Source organism: Pseudomonas syringae pv. coryli str. NCPPB 4273, from assembly GCF_000972175.1.
Taxonomy (GTDB): domain Bacteria; phylum Pseudomonadota; class Gammaproteobacteria; order Pseudomonadales; family Pseudomonadaceae; genus Aquipseudomonas; species Aquipseudomonas syringae.
This window is the reverse complement of record NZ_AWQP01000037.1, coordinates 147,351-167,263: the sequence shown is the minus strand read 5'-3', so window position 1 is coordinate 167,263 and position 19,913 is coordinate 147,351. Positions and strand designations below refer to the sequence as shown.

General features: G+C 59.3%; 17 protein-coding genes. 1 reads left to right on the top strand and 16 read right to left on the bottom strand.

Annotated features, from left to right (window positions below; genetic code table 11):
• Positions 1 to 196: 196 nt before the first annotated feature.
• The 8 genes from rpoS to P406_RS16190 form a co-directional block, all read right to left on the bottom strand.
• Positions 197 to 1,204: an RNA polymerase sigma factor RpoS gene (gene rpoS / locus P406_RS16225; RefSeq protein ID WP_003314325.1), complete on the bottom strand. Its 1,008-nt coding sequence runs from the start codon at positions 1,202 to 1,204 to the stop codon at positions 197 to 199.
• Positions 1,205 to 1,307: 103 nt separating this feature from the next.
• Positions 1,308 to 2,174, bottom strand: a complete 867-nt coding sequence (locus tag P406_RS16220; RefSeq protein WP_003409336.1) for a peptidoglycan DD-metalloendopeptidase family protein — start codon at positions 2,172 to 2,174, stop codon at positions 1,308 to 1,310.
• 206 nt (positions 2,175 to 2,380) lie between these two features.
• Positions 2,381 to 3,016: a protein-L-isoaspartate(D-aspartate) O-methyltransferase gene (locus tag P406_RS16215; RefSeq protein WP_003364797.1), complete on the bottom strand. Its 636-nt coding sequence runs from the start codon at positions 3,014 to 3,016 to the stop codon at positions 2,381 to 2,383.
• 41 nt (positions 3,017 to 3,057) lie between these two features.
• The gene (surE, locus tag P406_RS16210) at positions 3,058 to 3,807 is read right to left on the bottom strand and encodes a 5'/3'-nucleotidase SurE (protein ID WP_003314323.1); all 750 of its coding nucleotides are present in this window, start codon (positions 3,805 to 3,807) and stop codon (positions 3,058 to 3,060) included.
• Positions 3,795 to 4,853: a tRNA pseudouridine(13) synthase TruD gene (truD, locus tag P406_RS16205; protein WP_046236728.1), complete on the bottom strand. Its 1,059-nt coding sequence runs from the start codon at positions 4,851 to 4,853 to the stop codon at positions 3,795 to 3,797. Before truD ends, surE begins: the two co-directional genes overlap by 13 nt.
• A complete protein-coding gene (gene ispF, locus P406_RS16200) occupies positions 4,850 to 5,323 on the bottom strand; it encodes a 2-C-methyl-D-erythritol 2,4-cyclodiphosphate synthase (RefSeq protein WP_003409333.1) in 474 nt (157 codons plus the stop codon). The genes truD and ispF overlap by 4 nt, the downstream gene beginning before the upstream one ends.
• A gap of 53 nt (positions 5,324 to 5,376) precedes the next feature.
• Positions 5,377 to 6,222, bottom strand: a complete 846-nt coding sequence (fghA, locus tag P406_RS16195) for an S-formylglutathione hydrolase (protein WP_046236727.1) — start codon at positions 6,220 to 6,222, stop codon at positions 5,377 to 5,379.
• A 95-nt stretch (positions 6,223 to 6,317) separates the two neighbouring features.
• Positions 6,318 to 7,430 (bottom strand): S-(hydroxymethyl)glutathione dehydrogenase/class III alcohol dehydrogenase, encoded by a 1,113-nt coding sequence (locus P406_RS16190; RefSeq protein ID WP_003314319.1) that lies wholly within the window; start codon positions 7,428 to 7,430, stop codon positions 6,318 to 6,320.
• A 104-nt stretch (positions 7,431 to 7,534) separates the two neighbouring features.
• On the opposite strand from P406_RS16190, the gene P406_RS16185 reads away from it, so the two are divergent.
• Complete coding sequence (locus P406_RS16185) at positions 7,535 to 8,431, top strand: LysR family transcriptional regulator (protein ID WP_046236726.1); 897 nt, start codon at positions 7,535 to 7,537, stop codon at positions 8,429 to 8,431.
• Between the two features lie 7 nt (positions 8,432 to 8,438).
• Here P406_RS16185 and ispD read toward each other — a convergent pair whose 3' ends face one another.
• The 8 genes from ispD to dnaE form a co-directional block, all read right to left on the bottom strand.
• Positions 8,439 to 9,149 carry a 2-C-methyl-D-erythritol 4-phosphate cytidylyltransferase gene (ispD, locus tag P406_RS16180; RefSeq protein ID WP_003314316.1) on the bottom strand — a complete coding sequence of 237 codons (711 nt, stop codon included), beginning with the start codon at positions 9,147 to 9,149 and terminating at the stop codon, positions 8,439 to 8,441.
• Positions 9,150 to 9,162: 13 nt separating this feature from the next.
• Positions 9,163 to 9,441, bottom strand: coding sequence for a cell division protein FtsB (gene ftsB, locus P406_RS16175; RefSeq protein WP_003314315.1), 279 nt, complete (start codon positions 9,439 to 9,441; stop codon positions 9,163 to 9,165).
• Positions 9,442 to 9,631: 190 nt separating this feature from the next.
• Complete coding sequence (gene eno, locus P406_RS16170) at positions 9,632 to 10,918, bottom strand: phosphopyruvate hydratase (protein ID WP_046236725.1); 1,287 nt, start codon at positions 10,916 to 10,918, stop codon at positions 9,632 to 9,634.
• 138 nt (positions 10,919 to 11,056) lie between these two features.
• Positions 11,057 to 11,902 (bottom strand): 3-deoxy-8-phosphooctulonate synthase, encoded by an 846-nt coding sequence (gene kdsA, locus P406_RS16165; protein WP_003314314.1) that lies wholly within the window; start codon positions 11,900 to 11,902, stop codon positions 11,057 to 11,059.
• Positions 11,903 to 11,916: 14 nt separating this feature from the next.
• Positions 11,917 to 13,548, bottom strand: a complete 1,632-nt coding sequence (pyrG, locus tag P406_RS16160; protein WP_003364819.1) for a CTP synthase — start codon at positions 13,546 to 13,548, stop codon at positions 11,917 to 11,919.
• Positions 13,549 to 13,811: 263 nt separating this feature from the next.
• On the bottom strand, positions 13,812 to 15,149 hold the full coding sequence (tilS, locus tag P406_RS16155) for a tRNA lysidine(34) synthetase TilS (RefSeq protein ID WP_046236724.1): 1,338 nt from the start codon (positions 15,147 to 15,149) through the stop codon (positions 13,812 to 13,814).
• Positions 15,150 to 15,285: 136 nt separating this feature from the next.
• Positions 15,286 to 16,233 (bottom strand): acetyl-CoA carboxylase carboxyl transferase subunit alpha, encoded by a 948-nt coding sequence (gene accA, locus P406_RS16150; protein ID WP_003339568.1) that lies wholly within the window; start codon positions 16,231 to 16,233, stop codon positions 15,286 to 15,288.
• A gap of 128 nt (positions 16,234 to 16,361) precedes the next feature.
• The gene (gene dnaE / locus P406_RS16145; protein ID WP_003314309.1) at positions 16,362 to 19,883 is read right to left on the bottom strand and encodes a DNA polymerase III subunit alpha; all 3,522 of its coding nucleotides are present in this window, start codon (positions 19,881 to 19,883) and stop codon (positions 16,362 to 16,364) included.
• Between the last annotated feature and the right edge of the window lie 30 nt (positions 19,884 to 19,913).

Here is a 19,913-nt window from a genome sequence, read left to right as displayed (position 1 = left end):
TGAATGACTTACAGCAAGCGTACGCAATGACTTACAGGCTTTGAAACCTCTGAGTACAAGCACCCCGTTATCGACCAGGCAGAACAGCGTCGGCTGACAGGACGCGCAGCAACATTGAAATTATGGAAGACATATAAAAAGGCCGATATACACACACTGTGTCATATCGGCCCTGGATGGATGCTGCGGAAGTGAATTACTGGAAGAGAGACTCGCTGGACAGACCGTTTTTCTCAAGGATCTCACGCAGGCGCTTGAGTCCTTCGACCTGAATCTGCCTTACACGCTCACGCGTCAGACCGATTTCAAGCCCTACATCTTCAAGCGTGCTGCTTTCATGCCCGCGCAAGCCAAAGCGGCGAATCACCACCTCGCGCTGCTTCTCGGTCAGTTCAGACAGCCATTGATCGATGCTTTGTGAGAGATCGTCGTCCTGCAGCAGCTCGCAGGGGTCTGTCGGACGGTCGTCGGTCAAGGTATCGAGCAGCGTCTTGTCCGAATCCGGACCCAGCGAAACGTCCACCGACGAGACACGCTCGTTCAGGCCCAGCATGCGCTTGACCTCGCCTACCGGTTTTTCCAGCAGGTTGGCAATCTCTTCAGGAGAGGGTTCGTGATCCAGCTTCTGAGTCAGCTCTCTGGCCGCACGCAGATAAACGTTCAGCTCCTTGACCACATGAATCGGCAGCCGGATGGTCCGCGTCTGATTCATGATCGCGCGTTCGATGGTTTGACGAATCCACCAGGTAGCGTAGGTCGAGAAACGAAAGCCGCGCTCCGGGTCGAACTTCTCGACCGCCCGGATCAACCCCAGGTTGCCCTCCTCGATCAGATCAAGCAATGACAGCCCACGATTGACATAGCGTCTGGCAATTTTCACTACCAACCGCAGATTGCTTTCAATCATGCGTTTGCGCCCGGCCGGGTCTCCACTTTGCGACAGGCGCGCAAAATGCACTTCTTCTTCCGGGGACAATAGAGGAGAAAAACCGATTTCATTGAGGTACAGCTGGGTAGCATCGAGCGCCCGCGTGTAGTCAATGTACTTGTGTTGTTTGAGCGATGTTGAATGCTTGACCTTGGTACGTCCCGAGACAGCGGCTGGCTGCTTCTCGTTTGACGCTTCCTTCAGGACAATGCCGGCTTCCATAAGGAGCACTTCATCATCGATGTCAAACTCCGGCGCTTCGTTGCCAAGAGCCATTGTTTTAGTCCTTTGGTGAGTTCGACCTCAAGCTCCAGCATCGCCTGGTTCCATGGCAACGCTTGAGCCTGTTCCTATTACGCCAGGAACAGGCTGACAACTATCAACGGCGTGGCAAGAATCCTAACGGATCTACAGGTTTCCCTTGGCGGCGAATCTCAAAATGCAGTTTCACCCGGTCAGTTCCTGTTGACCCCATTTCGGCAATCGTCTGCCCTGCCTTGACCTGTTGTCCTTCCCGTACCAAAAGCCTGCGGTTATGACCGTAGGCACTGACGTAGGTATCGCTGTGTTTGATGATGATCAATTCGCCGTAGCCCCGTAATCCACTTCCGGCGTAAACAACTGAACCATCAGACGCTGCCAAAACAGGCTGTCCCAAATCACCAGCGATATCAATTCCTTTATTCAAACTGCCGTTTGAGGAAAATTTTCCTATCAAAATGCCACTCGAAGGCCAGGTCCAACCCGTCGGAGACTTGCCAGCCGGGCCTGTCCCGGTGGTCGCCGACGGAGGTATAACCACGGGTACAACCGCAACGGGTTTGGACATCACCGTGGTTTTGACGGATCCGGAGCTGCTGGTCGTGGTCGATGTGGACGTCACCGGACGCCCGCCGCCCGACGTTGAAACCACGCTCGGCGTTGAAGAGGAGCGTCCGTCAAAGCGAATTGTCTGACCAGGCTTGATGGTAAACGGCTCGGGAATCTGGTTGCGGGCAGCCAGCGCCTTCCAGTCCCAGCCGTAACGAAATGCAATGGAAAAAAGTGTGTCGCCGCGCCTGACCACGTATTGGCCAGTGGTCACCGTCGGGCGCTGGGCCACGGCATTGCCGTTGCGATCAACGACGCGAACGCCGCCTGAAGGCGAGCTGGAGCAGCCGACCAAAAGGACACTGAGAGCAATGCCAATCACCAGACGCTGATAACTTCTTGAAGACCTGAGCTGCTGAATGACTGTGAGACTCACCCGCCACTCCCTTTACTGGTGACTGAATTCAAAAAAGATGCCTATTGTGCCGTAATAGCGACGGGCAGCCAGTGATATCCGCTGAAAAACGCTGTTAAGTATCAATCAGCTGCGTGGGAATGATGCCATCAGGCCATTTAACATTCCGGGCCGCGCGCTGTAGACCGATGACTGACGCCAGAATTCATTGTTACCGCAGACAATCTTCAAGCGATGGGCCCATTGAGCAGCGGCACGAAGCGCACAGCCCCCAGCACGTGCCGGGAAAAACCGTGTTCTTCACGGATGATCAGCATCAACTGCTGAACTTCCCCCGAGCCCACTGGAATGACCAATCGGCCTCCCGGTGCCAGTTGATCGAGCAATGCCTGCGGTACATCGGTGGCCACAGCCGTGACGATGATGCCGTTATACGGCGCCAGGGCTGGCCAGCCCTCCCAGCCGTCACCCCAGCGGAACACCACGTTGCGCAGGTTGAGCTCGACCAGACGCTCCTTGGCGCGATCCTGAAGCACCTTGATGCGCTCGACGGAAAACACTCGCTCTACCAGCTGCGCCAGCACAGCGGTCTGATAGCCTGACCCGGTACCGATCTCCATAACCTTGTCCAGCGGCCCGGCTGCCAACAGCAGCTCGCTCATCCGCGCGACCATGTAAGGCTGGGAAATGGTCTGGTTGTGGCCGATGGGCAATGCGGTATCTTCATAGGCGCGATGCGCCAGCGCTTCATCGACAAACAGATGCCGGGGCGTCTTGCGAATGACGTCCAGTACCCGCTGGTTGGAAATGCCCTCTTCGCAGAGGCGTTGAATCAGACGCTCGCGGGTACGCTGCGACGTCATTCCGATCCCTCGACGCAATAGATCATCCTGCTCGCGTGACATCAACGAAGTCCCTCCAGCCAGGTGTTCAGGCTGCTGAATCCGTCCTGATAGGTTCTATCCAGCTGCAACGGCGTGATCGATACGTAGCCTTGTACGACCGCATGAAAGTCGGTCCCGGCACCGCCGTCCTCGACATCGCCGGCAGCAGCGATCCAGTAGCCGGCGCGGCCACGCGGATCGACGACTCTGATCGGTGCTGCAGCGCGGGCACGATGCCCCAATCGGGTCAATTGAATGCCGCGGATATGCTCGAGCGGCAGGTTGGGAATATTCACGTTCAATACCGTGCGGGGTGGCAGGTCGAGTTGCTCATGGGCCTCGACCAGCAAGCGCGCGTAATGCGCCGCCGTCGCCAGATTATCCGGCTGACGTGACAGAAACGAAAAGGCAAACGACGGGCGCTGCAGAAAACGCCCTTCAAGGGCTGCAGCAACCGTTCCGGAATACAGTACATCGTCGCCCAGATTGGCCCCCAGGTTGATGCCTGAAACCACCATGTCCGGTTGACGCTCCAGTAGCCCGTGAATGCCCAGATGCACGCAGTCGGTGGGCGTACCGTTGACACTGATGAAGCCATTTTCCAGGGTGTGCGGATGCAGGGGCCGGTCGAGTGTCAGAGAACTGCTGGCACCACTTTTGTCCTGATCAGGCGCAATCACCACGCAGTCGGCGTAGTTCGCCAACGCCGCATGGAGCGCGACAAGACCGGGCGCATTCACCCCGTCATCATTTGATATCAGAATACGCATGAGCTGTCCGTCTGCCCAACCGGCACCAGATCGATGAGTTCGCGGACCAAAACGGTCGCGAAACATCCGGGCGGAAGGACGAATTCCAGTTGCAGAATGTCAGACTCGGGATAATGCCACGTCAGCCGCCCAATGGGCAGTCGCAGGATGCGCCGTTCGTGCTCCATGCCCGCTCTGACCAGCCAGTCACGCAACACGGATTCGTCATCGGCAACGGTATTTTCCAGCGCTGCCGTCGCACCGCCAGCTGGCGAAGGGCCTTCACCCCATTGAGGTCCGGTGGGGTGCAGATCGAGGATCGCCAGACGAGGATCGCTGCATTCATCCACCCCGGCCGGGAAAAAGCTGCGGCTGTCGGTGAACGCCAGCAAATCACCGACCTGAGCCTTCTGCCAGCTGCCATCGGCAACCCGAGCGGCCAACACTCGGTTAAACAGGTAACTGCGCGCCGTGGACAACAGTCGCGAACGCACCGCGCGTTGCTCAGGCAGCGCCTTGCGGGCGGCGTAATCGCGTGCCTCGCCAAGATTTCCGCCCTGATAGCCGAAACGCTGCGTGCCGAAATAATTGGGAATACCCTGCCGTACAATGGTTTCAAGACGCTGATTCAAGGCGTCCTTGTCTGCATCCAGCTGGGTCAGACGCAACGTGAAGCCATTGGCCGCGTGGGCGCCGCGTTGCAGTTTGCGTTTGTGGCGGCCACTTTTGAGAATCTGCAGCGTGTCGTCCTGCGCAGCGGACAGATCAGGATCGGCCTTGCCAGGCAACTGAATGCTGAACCACTGGCGGGTCAGTGCCTGGCGATCCTTGAGCCCGGCGTAGCTGACTGTGCGCAGCTGGACGCCCGCAGCCCTGGCCAGTCGGCGGGCCGCCTCTTCCGTGTTCAGACCGCGCTTCTCGACCCATAGCCACAAGTGCTCGCCATCCCCGGAAAGCGGAATGTCCAGCACTTCGTCGACCTGAAAGTCTTCGGCAGTCGCCTTGAGGACTGCACGCCCCAGTGCCTCGCCGTAAGCTCGCGGGCCCAGCAGTTCACGTTCATTCATGCGCGCAGCAACAACGCAACGGCATGCACCGCGATGCCTTCTTCACGCCCGGTAAAGCCAAGCTTTTCAGTCGTCGTGGCCTTGACGTTGACCTGATCCGGCTCAACCTGAAGGTCTGCAGCGATCAATGCACGCATGGCATCAATGTGCGGCGCCATTTTCGGTGCCTGAGCGACGATGGTGGCGTCGACATTACCGACCTTCCAGCCTTTGCCATGAATCAACGTAAGGACATGACGCAGCAGTACGCGGCTGTCGGCGCCTTTGAACTGCGGATCCGTGTCGGGAAAGTGCTTGCCGATATCGCCCAGCGCTGCGGCACCCAGAAGCGCATCGCTCAAGGCATGCAGCAGGACATCGCCATCGGAATGGGCCAGCAGGCCGAACCCGTGTGCAATCCGCACGCCGCCCAAGGTAATGAAGTCGCCTTCAGCGAAACGGTGCACATCAAAGCCATGGCCAATACGCATAAAAAAACGCCCTGAAAAAAGTCAGGGCGTGATTCTACCTGCTTTGGCGCGCGTTAGCTGTTCAAGGCTGCAGCGTGATGCCTGAGATGGTCTTCGATGAAGCTGGCGATGAAGAAATAGCTGTGGTCGTAACCTGGCTGCATGCGCAGGGTCAGCGGATAGTCCGCAGCCTTGGCCGCCTGAACCAGCACCTCGGGCTTGAGCTGGTTGACCAGAAAATCATCACGATCGCCCTGATCGACCAGGGTCGGCAGCTTTTCGGACGCCTGCGCAATCAGCACGCTGGCATCCCACTCGCGCCAGCGAGAACGGTCTTCGCCCAGATAACGGGAGAATGCCTTTTGCCCCCAGGGGCAATCGATCGGATTACTGATCGGCGAGAACGCTGATACCGAACGATAGCGACCAGGATTACGCAATGCGCAGACCAGCGCGCCGTGACCGCCCATCGAGTGCCCGCTGATGCTGCGCACCTGTGACGCCGGGAAATGCCCCTCGATCAGCGTCGGCAGTTCCTTGACCACGTAATCATGCATTTGGTAATGCCGCGCGTAAGGCTGCTCGGTGGCGTTGAGGTAGAAGCCCGCGCCTTGACCGAAGTCCCAGGCGCCGTCAGGGTCATCTGCCACGTCAGCACCGCGCGGACTGGTATCAGGCGCCACGATGATGATGCCCAGCTCGGCCGCCAGTCGATGGGCAGCGGCTTTCTGCATGAAGTTTTCATCTGTGCAGGTCAGGCCGGAAAGCCAGTACAACACCGGCAGCTTGCCGCCCTGCTCCGCCTGTGGCGGCAGATAGACGGCAAACACCATGTCGCAACCGAGCACCTGAGAATGGTGCTTGTAGCGCTTGTGCCAGCCGCCGAAGCTCTTTTGGCAGGAAATATTTTCCAAAGGCATAGGGTTTCCTCCAGTTGCAGGCCTCAAGCCTCAAGCTGCAAGCGCGTACCAGACCACCTGCTTGCTGCTTGAAGCCGAGCGCCTGCCGCTGCTTCTTAAAAATGAATGACCGTGCGGATGCTTTTGCCTTCATGCATCAGGTCGAACGCCTTGTTGATGTCTTCCAGGCCCATGGTGTGGGTGATGAACGTATCCAGCGGGATTTCACCGGTCTGCGCCATGTCCACATAGCTCGGCAATTCGGTACGGCCACGCACGCCGCCAAACGCCGAACCGCGCCAGACGCGCCCGGTCACCAGCTGGAACGGACGGGTAGCGATTTCCTGACCAGCACCGGCCACGCCGATGATGACCGACTCGCCCCAGCCCTTGTGGCAGGATTCCAGCGCTGCACGCATCAGTTGCACATTACCGATGCACTCAAACGAGAAGTCGACGCCGCCATCGGTCATGTCGACGATGACTTCCTGGATCGGACGGTCGAAATCTTTCGGATTGACGCAATCAGTCGCGCCCAGCTGTTTGGCGATCTCGAACTTGGCCGGGTTGATGTCGATGGCGATGATGCGAGCCGCCTTGGCTTTGACCGCACCGATCAATGCCGAGAGGCCAATACCGCCCAGACCGAAGATGGCCACGGTATCGCCAGGCTTGACCTTGGCGGTGTTGAGCACCGCACCGATACCGGTGGTGACACCGCAACCCAGCAGGCAGACTTTTTCCAGTGGTGCCTGCTTGTCGATTTTGGCCACCGAGATTTCCGGCAGTACGGTGTATTCGGAGAAGGTCGAGGTGCCCATGTAGTGGAAAATCGGCTCGCCCTTGTAGGAAAAGCGCGTGGTGCCATCCGGCATCAGGCCTTTACCCTGAGTGGCACGAATCGCCTGGCACAGGTTGGTCTTGCCCGAGCGGCAGAACTTGCACTGACGGCATTCCGGGGTGTACAGCGGAATCACGTGGTCACCGACCACTACCGAGGTCACGCCCTCACCCACCGCCTCGACAATCGCACCACCTTCGTGGCCGAGGATCGATGGAAAGATCCCTTCAGGGTCAGCACCGGACAGTGTGTAGGCATCAGTGTGGCAAACGCCGGAGGCCACTACTCTGAGCAGCACTTCTCCCGCCTTGGGCATGGCGACATCGACTTCAACGATCTCCAATGGCTTTTTGGCTTCAAAAGCGACAGCAGCGCGCGACTTGATCATCAATCTTCTCCGACGGGTAAAAACAAGGATTGCAGTGTAGTACAGTGCCAATTGACGAGTAATGCGGCTAAAAGCAAAACATTAATGCTGTACAGGGATAATCGATGTACACCAATCGCTGGGAAGGTTTGGATGAATTCGTTGCGGTCGCGGAATGCGGGCAGTTCACGGCGGCGGCTCTGCGGCTCGGGGTCTCCTCGTCGCACGTCAGCCGTCAGATCGTGCGCCTTGAAGAACGCCTGCAGACCCGTCTGCTCTACCGCAGTACCCGCAAGGTCGCGCTCACCGAAGCCGGTCAGACCTTTCTGCATCACTGCCAGCGCCTGCAGGACGGCCGCGAGGAAGCTCTGCGCGCGGTGGGCGATCTGGCCAGCGAACCCAAGGGGTTGTTGCGCATGACCTGCGCCGTGGCCTATGGCGAGCGCTTCATCACGCCGCTGGTCACGCGTTTCATGGACCTGTACCCGCACCTGCGGGTCGATATCGAGCTGAGCAACGACACGCTGGACCTGGTTCATGAAGGCATGGACCTGGCGATTCGTCTAGGTCGGCTGCAGGACTCGCGTCTGGTCGCAACCCGCCTCGCGCCACGGCAGATGTACCTGTGTGCTTCGCCGTCCTACATCGAGCGTTACGGCCGACCGCACAGCCTTTCGGAACTCAATCGCCATAATTGCCTGATCGGAGGCAGCGATACCTGGCAGCTCCAGCAGAACGGACGTGAGTTTTCCCAGCGCGTGCAAGGCAACTGGCGCTGTAACAGCGGCCAGGCGGTGCTGGATGCCGCATTGCACGGCGTCGGCTTGTGTCAGTTGCCGGATTATTACGTGCAGAAACATCTCAACGACGGCACGCTGGTTTCATTGCTGGAGGCGCATCAACCGCCCAACACCGCCGTGTGGGCGCTCTATCCGCAGCAAAGGCACCTGTCACCCAAAGTGCGCAAGCTGGTGGATTATCTTAAGGAAGGGTTGGCGATGCGGGATGAGTATCGCCAGTAGCGGACACCTAGCGCCCGAACTCGCTGCGGCGCTGGCGCAGCCATTCCAGGTCTTCCGGACGCGTGACCTTGATGTTATCGGAGCGCCCCTCGATCAGGCGTGGCGATTGACCCGCCCACTCGATGGCCGATGCCTCATCGGTGATGCTGACGTTAGAGACCAGGCTGTCCGCCAGGGCGCGATGCAGGGCCCCAAGACGAAACATCTGCGGCGTGAAGGCTTGCCAGATCAGGCTGCGATCCACTGTTTCCAGCACACGACCGCTGCTGTCGGCACGCTTGAGCGTATCGCGGGCCGGCACGGCCAGCAGGCCGCCAACAGGATCATCGGCCAGTTCGCCAAGCAGATTGTCCAGATCACTGCGCGCCAGGTTCGGACGCGCAGCGTCATGAACCAGCACCCAGTCATTGTCACTGGCGCCCTGCGCATGCAGGTGCAGCAGCGCATTGAGCACCGAGCCTGAGCGTTCACTGCCGCCGTCCACACGCTGAATGCGAGTGTCATGCGCACAGGGCAATGCAGCCCAGTAAGGGTCGTCCACAGCCAGACTGATCACCAGCCCCTTGAGCCGGGGGTGATCGAGAAAGCAAAGCAGGCTGTGTTCCAGAATTGTCAGGCCGCCCAGTGGCAGGTACTGCTTGGGACGGTCGGCTGCCATGCGAGCACCAATGCCCGCTGCAGGTATCACTGCCCAGAAGGCAGGAAGAAAGTCTTTCATCGCACCAACTTGATTATTGCGCGAGCTGGTAAAGGGTTTCGCCGTCCTTGACCATGCCCAATTCATGTCGGGCACGCTCTTCGACGGTTTCCAGACCTTTTTTCAACTCCATGACCTCGGCATCGAGCACGCGGTTGCGCTCCAGCAGCACCTGATTTTCAGCGTGCTGGTCGGCAATCTGCTGAGTCAGGCTGGCCACTTGCGCGAGGCTTCCGTTACCGACCCAAAGGCGGTACTGCAAGCCAGCCAGCAACAGGAGAAGGACGAGGAACAACCAGTTAGGACTGCGCATTGAAATATCAGGTACCCAGTAAAAAAGACAGCAGAGCCAACGTGAACAACAAACGACTGAGGGCATTGAGCCTGACATAAGCCAGGCTCAATCACTCCAGATTACCGCGGAGCGTCAGCATCGGAGCTGCACAGGCGAGTCAGGGAACCCGAATCCGTGCAGCACTCTGCGTCTTTTTACCATCTATGGCTCAGCCGCGAAACTCGGCACGACCACGATACACAGCCTTGGAGCCCAATTGCTCCTCGATGCGCAGCAATTGGTTGTACTTGGACACGCGGTCGGAGCGGCACAGCGAACCGGTTTTGATCTGACCGGCAGAGGTGCCCACAGCCAGGTCGGCAATGGTCGAATCTTCGGTCTCGCCGGAACGGTGAGAAATGATCGCAGTGTAACCGGCAGCCTTGGCCATCTGAATGGCTTCCAGGGTTTCGGTCAGCGTGCCAATCTGGTTGAACTTGATCAGGATCGAGTTGGCGATCTTCTTGTCGATGCCTTCCTTCAGGATCTTGGTGTTGGTCACGAACAGGTCGTCACCTACCAGCTGGGTTTTCTCGCCGATTTTGTCGGTGAGGATTTTCCAGCCATCCCAATCGGACTCATCCAGACCGTCTTCGATGGAAATGATCGGGTGATTGCGGGTCAGCTCGGCAAGGTATTCGGCGAACTCGGCAGAGCTGTACTCGCCCTCTTCGCTCAGTTTGTACTTGCCGTTCTTGTAGAACTCGCTCGCTGCGCAGTCAAGCGCCAGGGTCACGTCGGTGCCCAGCTTGTAGCCCGCCTTGTCAACAGCTTCCGCGATCGCGCTGAGCGCCTCCTGGTTAGACGCCAGGTTAGGCGCAAAACCACCTTCGTCGCCTACTGCGGTGTTCAGGCCACGCGCCTTGAGGACCGCCTTGAGGTGATGGAAAATCTCGGTGCCCCAGCGCAGGCCTTCAGCGAAGGACTTGGCGCCGACAGGCTGGATCATGAATTCCTGGATGTCGATGTTGTTATCGGCATGCTCGCCACCGTTGATGATGTTCATCATCGGCACCGGCATGGAGTACACGCCCGGTGTGCCATTGAGGTTGGCGATGTGCGCGTACAGCGGCAGGTCCTGATCCTGTGCCGCCGCCTTGGCAGCTGCCAGGGAGACCGCGAGGATGGCGTTTGCGCCCAGGCTTGCCTTGTTTTCAGTACCGTCCAGCTCGATCATCGCGTGATCCAGCGCCTTCTGGTCAACCGGGTCCTTGCCCAGAAGCAGGTCACGGATCGGACCATTGATATTGGCAACAGCCTTCAGAACGCCCTTGCCCATGTAACGGCTCTTGTCGCCATCACGCAGCTCCAGCGCTTCGCGCGAGCCGGTTGAAGCGCCAGACGGCGCGCAGGCGCTACCGATGATGCCGTTATCGAGGAGCACATCTGCTTCAACGGTTGGGTTGCCACGGGAGTCAAGAACTTCACGACCTTTGATGTCAACGATTTTTGCCATTGTTGTAAACACTCCAGGATTGACGAAAACGACGCAGCGGGAAAACGATGTTCACAGTCAGGCGCAAAAACCGGCAGCCCTGAATGCGACAACCCCGTCACGAATGACGGGGAACGGCACTTTACCGGAGAACCCTGCTCAAGCGGTCTCTACGATCGGAAAACTTTTGACAAGTTCATCCAGTGACTTGAGTTGCGCCAGGAACGGCTCAAGTTTGTCCAGACGCAAGGCACATGGCCCGTCGCATTTGGCATTGTCAGGATCCGGATGGGCTTCAAGGAACAGACCGGCCAGATTCTGACTGATACCGGCCTTGGCCAGATCCAGCACCTGGGCGCGACGGCCGCCGGCAGAATCGGAACGACCGCCCGGCATCTGCAGGGCGTGGGTCACGTCGAACAGGATCGGGTATTCGAACTGCTTCATGATGCCGAAGCCAAGCATGTCCACGACCAGATTGTTGTAACCGAAGCTGGAGCCACGCTCACAGAGAATCAACTGATCGTTACCGGCCTCTTCGCACTTGGTCAGGATGTGCTTCATTTCCTGCGGTGCAAGGAACTGGGCTTTCTTGATGTTGATGACTGCGCCGGTTTTCGCCATCGCGACGACCAGATCGGTCTGCCGCGACAGAAAAGCCGGCAGCTGAATGATGTCGCAGACTTCAGCCACCACGGCGGCCTGATGAGGCTCGTGAACATCGGTGATCAGTGGCACATTGAAGGTGCGCTTGATCTCTTCGAAAATACGCATGCCTTCTTCAAGGCCCGGCCCACGGTAGGAGTTCACCGAAGAGCGGTTGGCCTTGTCGAAGCTGGCCTTGAACACGTAAGGGATACCGAGCTTTTCGGTGACCTTTACGTATTCTTCACAGACCTGCATGGCCATATCCCGGGATTCGAGTACGTTCATGCCGCCGAACAGCACCATTGGCTTGTCGTTGGCGATCTCGATCGAACCTACGCGGATGATTTTCTGAGCCATGTCTGCAGTCCCTGTCAGGAATTTTTCTGATGTTGAGCCAGTGCCGCCTTGACGAAGCCGCTGAACAGCGGATGACCGTCACGGGGCGTGGAGGTGAATTCCGGGTGGAACTGGCAAGCGACGAACCATGGATGATCCGGTGCTTCGACCACTTCAACCAGCGCGCCGTCGCCGGAGCGGCCGGAAATCTTCAGGCCCGCCTCGATCAGTTGCGGCAACAGGTTGTTGTTCACTTCATAGCGATGACGATGACGTTCGACGATCACGTCCTTGGTGTAGCAGTCGTGGACCAGCGAACCGGCTTCAAGCTGGCACTCTTGCGCGCCCAGACGCATGGTGCCGCCCAGATCGGAGCTTTCGGTACGGGTTTCGACTGCGCCGGTGGCGTCTTCCCATTCGGTGATCAGACCCACTACAGCGTGCGCGCTGGTGCGATCGAACTCGGTGGAGTTGGCGTCTTTCCAGCCCAGCACGTTACGCGCGAACTCGATGACCGCGACCTGCATGCCCAGGCAGATACCCAGGTACGGAACCTTGTTCTCACGGGCGAACTGAACGGCAGTGATCTTACCTTCGACGCCGCGCAGACCGAAGCCACCCGGAACCAGGATCGCGTCCACGCCTTCCAGCAGGCCGGTGCCCTGGTTTTCAATGTCTTCAGAGTCGATGTAACGCAGGTTGACCTTGGTGCGATTGGTGATACCGGCGTGGCTCATGGCTTCGATCAACGACTTGTAGGCGTCGAGCAGTTCCATGTACTTGCCGACCATCGCGATGGTCACTTCGTGTTCCGGGTTGAGCTTGGCGTCGACGACCTTGTCCCACTCGGACAGGTCGGCACCACCGCATTGCAGGCCGAAGCGCTCGACCACAAAATCGTCCAGGCCTTGGGAATGCAGAATGCCCGGGATCTTGTAGATGGTGTCCGCGTCTTCGAGGGCGATGACCGCACGCTCTTCGACGTTGGTGAACTGAGCGATCTTGCGACGCGAGGAAACGTCGATCGGGTGGTCGGAACGGCAGACCAGCACATCAGGCTGCAGGCCGATGGAGCGCAATTCCTTCACCGAATGCTGGGTCGGCTTGGTCTTGGTCTCGCCGGCAGTGGCGATGTACGGCACCAGCGTCAGGTGCATCAGCATCGCGCGGCGTGCGCCGACTTCGAAGCGCAACTGGCGGATGGCTTCCAGAAACGGCTGGGACTCGATGTCGCCCACTGTGCCGCCGATCTCGACCAGCGCCACGTCGGCATCGCCTGCACCCTTGATGATGCGGCGCTTGATTTCATCGGTGATGTGCGGGATGACCTGAATGGTCGCGCCCAGGTAATCACCACGGCGCTCTTTGCGCAGGACGTGCTCGTACACACGGCCGGTGGTGAAGTTGTTGTTCTGGGTCATGGTGGTGCGGATGAACCGCTCATAGTGACCAAGGTCCAGGTCAGTCTCGGCGCCGTCGTGAGTGACGAACACCTCACCGTGCTGGAACGGGCTCATGGTGCCTGGGTCCACGTTGATGTACGGATCCAGTTTGAGCATGGTGACCTTGAGTCCCCGCGCCTCCAGGATGGCCGCCAATGAAGCCGAGGCAATGCCTTTCCCCAATGAAGAAACAACACCGCCCGTGACGAAGATGTAGCGCGTCATGAAAAACCCTAGAAGTCTGCGTTAAAGCGGTCAGAGCCGCCGGGGATAGCGAAGGAAGGCCGAAGCCCCCGATTACCGACAAAATTCACGGTGCACTCCCGAAACTGCTGCGTTGAAACCGACCGGCCGAAGCCCGTGTGGTGTGCGCTACATTTTAAGAATTACCCAGTAAATACTGGTTGGTAACCGGCAACTCATGTCGTTTCAAAAGAGCCGACAGAAGCTGTATCAAGAAGGGAGCGTAGTCTACCTGAAAGGGCCTTTCAGCTCAAACTTTGGTCGCCGGTCGGCGTAACCCAGCGCAAACGCCAGTTTTCATTGGGCGAACCGTCCAGTCCAGGCAGGTTGGCGACCGCCAGCAGCACGTTATCGAGGTACAGCAGCGGCAATCTGCCGCGCAGAAACGCCGGCACTGACTGCTCGTTGAGCAGGCGCTTGAGATCACGGCTGCCGCGCCCGTCCAGGCGTAACACTTCACCGCCCTGCCGATAGCGGATTTGCAGACACCCCGACGGCGCCTTGCCTTCCAGAACCACGCGACCATTACCCGGCAAGTCCAGCGCCACATCAGGGTCCGACCAGTCCATTGCCTGATGACAGAGCGGCTGCCAGTCAGCGGGCACCCACCAGATACAATTCTGCGCCCTGTGCAGCGTCCCATCAGCAAGCCGCCACAACGGACCCGCGTCCTGCGCGGCATCGCGCAACGCCTCCCAGCCAGCCCAGTGATCGGTGTCCGGCAGGCGCGTCAGCGGCGCGAGCCAGTGACGCAGTGCATTGCGCTGCCGAGCTGCGGATAATGCGGCAATCGGCCCGAGACTCAACACCGGCAGGCCAACCCAAGTGAACGACGTTGCAGCCTGCGCGTTGGCAATATCCTGCAGCGCGAGCTCGTCGAGCAATTGCTGCGCTTCGCCGAGGTGGCGTGCAGTACGCGCCAGACTGGCCGCTGCCTGCGGCCATCTGGAGGTCAGCAACGGCAGTACCTGACTGCGCAAAAAATTGCGCGAGAACTGCTGATCGTCATTGCTGGGATCTTCGATCCAGTTCAGCCCGTGCCGACGCGCGTAATCTTCCAATTGCATGCGCGACACGTCCAGTAGCGGCCTCAGCAGATGCCCACGCCCCAGCACTCGCTGATCGGGCATGGCAGCCAAACCCCGTACGCCTGCGCCGCGCAGCAGACGGAACAACAGGGTTTCGGCCTGATCGTCGCGATGCTGCCCCGTCAGCAGCACCTCGCCCTCACCCAGCCGCTGGCTGAACGCGCTGTAACGCGCCTGCCGGGCAGCCTGCTCGAGACTTGCAGCGGGCTCGACCTGAACGCGAACAGACTCGAATGCCACCCCGAGCGTCTTGCAGACCTGCTGACAATGCTCTGGCCAGCCATCGGCAGCAGTTTGCAGACCGTGGTGCACATGGATGGCGTTGAGCGCAGGCAGGGTTTCGCGACTGGCGAGTTCAGCCAGAAGATGCAAAAGCACGGTTGAGTCGAGGCCGCCGGAGAAACCGACATGCCAGACAGGCGCATTGCGCCATGGGGCCAGGACTTGAAGAAGCCTGGCAGAAAGATCATGACCGGTGCGTGGGGGAGTGGTCATGAATGTTTTTCACCGGCCTGGCGGGTTCGCACACTAAGTGCTGCAGTGCTCAAACCCGCCCTTTCGCGAACAGGTTCGCTCCCACGCCCTTCGGGCAGACACCCGCAAGACGTGGGAACAATCGGGGCGACGCAGCTTACAGACCGTAGCTCATCAAGCGGTCATAACGGCGCGCCAGCAGCTCGTCGTTATCGAACTCCTTGAGCATCGCCAGCTGACTGCTCAGCTCTGCGCGAATCAAGGCAGCGGCGGCGACCGGATCACGATGCGCGCCACCAAGTGGCTCGGCGATGACCTTGTCGACGATACCCAGACCTTTCAGGCGGTCAGCGGTGATGCCCATCGCTTCGGCAGCATCCGGAGCCTTCTCGGCGGTTTTCCAAAGGATCGACGCGCAGCCTTCCGGAGAGATCACCGCGTAGGTCGAGTACTGCAGCATGTTCAACTGGTCACAGACACCAATCGCCAGCGCACCACCGGAACCGCCTTCACCGATGACGGTAGCGATGATCGGCGTCTTGAGACGGGCCATCACGCGCAGGTTCCAGGCAATGGCCTCGCTCTGGTTGCGCTCTTCCGCGTCGATACCCGGATAGGCGCCCGGCGTATCGATAAAGGTCAGGATCGGCATCTTGAAGCGCTCGGCCATTTCCATCAGACGACAGGCCTTGCGATAGCCTTCGGGGCGCGGCATGCCGAAATTGCGGCGAACCTTCTCGCGCACTTCCCGGCCTTTCTGATGGCCGATGACCATGACTGGCTGGTTGTCCAGACGGGCAATACCGCCGACGATCGCCGCATCATCGGAGAAATGACGATCACCGTGCAGCTCATCGAACTCGGTAAAGATGTTTTCGATGTAATCCAGTGTGTACGGACGACGCGGATGGCGCGCCATGCGCGCGATCTGCCAGCTGGTCAGGTTGCCGAAGATGCTTTCGGTGAGCGTCTTGCTCTTGTCTTGCAGCCGGGAGATCTCGTCGCCGATGTTCAGCGAGTTGTCATTACCCACCAAGCGCAGTTCTTCGATTTTGGCCTGCAAGTCAGCGATAGGCTGTTCGAAATCAAGAAAATTCGGGTTCATAGGCATCCGTCTTGGGTCGACGGCCAAGAGGCCGGCCGGTTGATCCGTCTGCGCCGTTCCTGTTCGGAACCGGCGCGTTCAGGTCGAAATTAAAATTCAGGGTTGAGCGCAAGTCGAGCCTGCGGCGTTCAACGATACTGGAGAAAGACGTTCTCACGTCCGAACTGGTCACGCAGAGCTTGAATCAAGCTGTCCGCAGGATCAATCCGCCATGCTTCTCCCAATTGCAGCAATGCGCGGGCGTCCTGCCCCGTGTAGTCCACCGTGATCGGACAGGCACCGCGATGGCGCTTGCACAGATCGCCCAGCCAGCGCAGCCGGTCGCCCTTGAGCGCCTCGGCACGCACCGTCACACGCAGGCTCTCGGCCAGATTGGTGCGGGCATCCTCGATACTCATGACACGCTTGGCCCGCAAGCGCAGCCCACCGGAGAAGTCATCATTACTGACTTCGCCCTCGACCACCACCATAGCATCGGTCTGCAACAGTGACTGAGCCGAATGGAACGCTTCGGCAAACAGCGACGCCTCGATGCGCGCCGAGCGATCGTCCAGGGTAATGAACCCCATCTTGTCGCCCTTCTTGTTCTTCATGACGCGCAGGGCAATGATCAGGCCCGCGACTGTCTGGGTGTCTCTTGCCGGCTTGAGATCGATGATGCGCTGACGAGCGAAACGGCGGATCTCGCCTTCATACTCATCGATCGGGTGCCCGGTCAGGTACAGCCCCAGGGTTTCCTTTTCACCACGCAGACGATCCTTGAGGCTCAGCTCGCGGGTCTTGCGATGATTGGCGTAGACATCGGCATCCGCTTCGACGAACAGACCGCCGAACAGGTCGGCGTGACCACTGTCATGACTGCGCGCCGTCTGCTCTGCCGCCTGAATGGCTTCTTCCAGCGCGGCAAGCAGCACCGAACGGTTACGGTCGATATTGGCCTGATAGGCCTTGGGCTCCAGTTCGAAGTACGGCCCGAGACGATCCAGCGCACCGCTGCGAATCAGGCCATCCAGGGTGCGCTTGTTGACCCGCTTGAGGTCGACGCGAGCGCAGAAGTCGAACAAGTCCTTGAACGGCCCGTCCTGGCGCGCATCGGTAATCGCCTCGACCGGCCCCTCGCCTACGCCCTTGATCGCACCAAGGCCATAAAGAATACGGCCATCGTCGCTTACCGTGAACTTGAACTCCGAGGTGTTCACGTCCGGCGCGTCGAGGCGCAGCTTCATCGTGCGCACTTCTTCGATCAAGGTCACGACCTTGTCGGTGTTGTGCATATCTGCCGACAACACCGCCGCCATGAACGGCGCCGGGTAGTGAGTCTTCAGCCAGGCAGTCTGGTACGACACCAGGCCGTAGGCTGCGGAGTGGGACTTGTTGAAGCCGTAACCGGCGAACTTTTCCACCAGGTCGAAGATGTTACCGGCAAGGTCCGGGTCGATGTTATTGGTCTTGCAGCCATCGATGAAACCACCGCGCTGCTTGGCCATTTCCTCGGGCTTTTTCTTACCCATGGCACGACGCAGCATGTCCGCACCGCCAAGGGTGTAACCGGCCATGACCTGGGCGATCTGCATCACCTGTTCCTGATACAGGATGATGCCGTAGGTCGGTGCCAGTACCGGCTTGAGGCCTTCGTACTGGTAATCGACGTGCGGATAGGACAGCTCGGCGCGACCGTGCTTACGGTTGATGAAGTCGTCGACCATGCCCGATTGCAACGGGCCGGGACGGAACAGCGCCACCAGTGCGATCAAGTCTTCCAGACAGTCGGGCTTGAGCTTTTTGATCAGCTCTTTCATGCCACGCGACTCGAGCTGGAACACCGCCGTGGTCTCGGCACGCTGCAGCAACTGATAGGTCGGCATGTCGTCGAGCGGGATGAACGCGATGTCCAGCGGTTCTTCGTTGACCTTGGCGCGGTCGCGGTTGATGGTCTTGAGCGCCCAGTCGATGATGGTCAGGGTACGCAGACCGAGGAAGTCGAACTTCACCAGCCCCGCGGCCTCGACATCGTCCTTGTCGAACTGGGTCACCAGACCGTCACCGGCCTCGTCGCAATAGATCGGCGAGAAGTCGGTCAGCTTGGTCGGGGCAATGACCACACCACCGGCGTGCTTACCGACGTTACGCACAATGCCTTCGAGCTTGAGCGCCATCTCCCAGATTTCCGCAGCTTCCTCATCGACCTTGAGGAAATCGCGAAGAATCTCTTCCTGCTCGTAGGCTTTTTCGAGGGTCATGCCGACTTCGAACGGGATCATCTTCGACAGACGATCCGCCAGCCCGTAAGACTTGCCCTGCACCCGCGCCACGTCACGCACCACCGCCTTGGCGGCCATGGAGCCGAAGGTGATGATCTGGCTGACCGCGTTGCGACCGTACTTCTCGGCCACATATTCGATCACCCGGTCCCGACCATCCATGCAGAAGTCGACGTCGAAGTCGGGCATGGAAACCCGTTCCGGGTTCAGGAAGCGTTCGAACAGCAGGTCGTATTCCAGCGGGTCGAGGTCGGTGATCTTCTGTACATAGGCAACCAGCGATCCGGCACCCGAACCACGACCCGGCCCCACCGGCACGCCGTTGCTCTTGGCCCACTGGATGAAGTCCATCACGATCAGGAAGTAACCGGGGAAGCCCATCTGGATAATGATATCCAGCTCGAAATTCAGCCGGTCGACATACACCTGACGCTTGGCTTCGTAATCTTCGGTCGTGTCCTTGGGCAACAGGACTGCAAGACGCTCTTCCAAACCATCGAAGGAGACCTTGCGGAAATACTCATCAATGGTCATGCCATCGGGAATCGGGAAGTTGGGCAGGAAGTGCGTGCCCAGCTTGACGTCAATGTTGCAGCGCTTGGCAATCTCGACGGTGTTTTCCAGCGCTTCCGGCAGGTCGCTGAACAGCTCGGCCATTTCTTCCGGGCTTTTCAGGTATTGCTGATCGCTGTAATTGTGCGAGCGACGCGGGTCGTCCAGCGCACGGCCTTCACCAATGCATACGCGGGTTTCGTGGGCTTCGAAATCGGCCTGTTTGATGAAGCGCACATCATTGGTCGCCACCAGCGGCGCGCCGTGCCGCTCGGCCAGGGCCACCGCAGCGTGCAGATGTTCTTCGTCATTGGCGCGGTTGGTACGCTGCACTTCGATGTAGAAGCGGTCAGGAAAGACTTCCAGCCACTCGCGCAGCAGTTCGTCGGCCTCCCCCGGATTGCCGCCGAGCAAGGCCATGCCGATCTCGCCTTCCTTGGCCGCAGAAAGCGCAATCACGCCTTCGCTGGCCTGCGCGACCCACTGGCGCTGAATGACGATCTGACCGTTGCGCTGGCCTTCGATAAAGCCTCGGGAAATCAGCTCGGTCAGGTTGCGGTAACCCTGGGCATTCATGGCCAGCAGGCTGATGCGGCTGAGCGCGGCATCTTCGTCCCTGCCCGCCAGCCACAGGTCGACACCGCAGATCGGCTTGATGCCGGAGCCCTGGGCGGCCTTGTAGAACTTGACCAGCGAACACATGTTGTTCTGGTCGGTCACCGCCACGGCGGGCATGTTCATGCCGGTCAGCGCCTTGATCAACGGTTTGACCCGGACCAGGCCGTCAACCAGCGAATATTCGGTGTGCAGGCGTAGATGAACGAAAGAAGCCGGCATGGTGATCCTATAAAACGCGAAAATACAAAA

Excerpts from the sequence above, each read along its gene's own strand:
- P406_RS16185 (WP_046236726.1), top strand. The coding sequence starts at position 7,535 with ATGTACACCAATCGCTGGGAAGGTTTGGATGAATTCGTTGCGGTCGCG.
- fghA (WP_046236727.1), bottom strand. The coding sequence starts at position 6,222 with ATGCCTTTGGAAAATATTTCCTGCCAAAAGAGCTTCGGCGGCTGGCAC.
- kdsA (WP_003314314.1), bottom strand. The coding sequence starts at position 11,902 with ATGGCTCAGAAAATCATCCGCGTAGGTTCGATCGAGATCGCCAACGAC.
- accA (WP_003339568.1), bottom strand. The coding sequence starts at position 16,233 with ATGAACCCGAATTTTCTTGATTTCGAACAGCCTATCGCTGACTTGCAG.
- ispD (WP_003314316.1), bottom strand. The coding sequence starts at position 9,149 with ATGAAAGACTTTCTTCCTGCCTTCTGGGCAGTGATACCTGCAGCGGGC.
- pyrG (WP_003364819.1), bottom strand. The coding sequence starts at position 13,548 with ATGACGCGCTACATCTTCGTCACGGGCGGTGTTGTTTCTTCATTGGGG.
- ispF (WP_003409333.1), bottom strand. The coding sequence starts at position 5,323 with ATGCGTATTGGCCATGGCTTTGATGTGCACCGTTTCGCTGAAGGCGAC.
- rpoS (WP_003314325.1), bottom strand. The coding sequence starts at position 1,204 with ATGGCTCTTGGCAACGAAGCGCCGGAGTTTGACATCGATGATGAAGTG.
- dnaE (WP_003314309.1), bottom strand. The coding sequence starts at position 19,883 with ATGCCGGCTTCTTTCGTTCATCTACGCCTGCACACCGAATATTCGCTG.
- truD (WP_046236728.1), bottom strand. The coding sequence starts at position 4,853 with ATGAATGAACGTGAACTGCTGGGCCCGCGAGCTTACGGCGAGGCACTG.
- surE (WP_003314323.1), bottom strand. The coding sequence starts at position 3,807 with ATGCGTATTCTGATATCAAATGATGACGGGGTGAATGCGCCCGGTCTT.
- tilS (WP_046236724.1), bottom strand. The coding sequence starts at position 15,149 with ATGACCACTCCCCCACGCACCGGTCATGATCTTTCTGCCAGGCTTCTT.
- eno (WP_046236725.1), bottom strand. The coding sequence starts at position 10,918 with ATGGCAAAAATCGTTGACATCAAAGGTCGTGAAGTTCTTGACTCCCGT.
- P406_RS16215 (WP_003364797.1), bottom strand. The coding sequence starts at position 3,016 with ATGACGTCGCAGCGTACCCGCGAGCGTCTGATTCAACGCCTCTGCGAA.
- ftsB (WP_003314315.1), bottom strand. The coding sequence starts at position 9,441 with ATGCGCAGTCCTAACTGGTTGTTCCTCGTCCTTCTCCTGTTGCTGGCT.
- P406_RS16190 (WP_003314319.1), bottom strand. The coding sequence starts at position 7,430 with ATGATCAAGTCGCGCGCTGCTGTCGCTTTTGAAGCCAAAAAGCCATTG.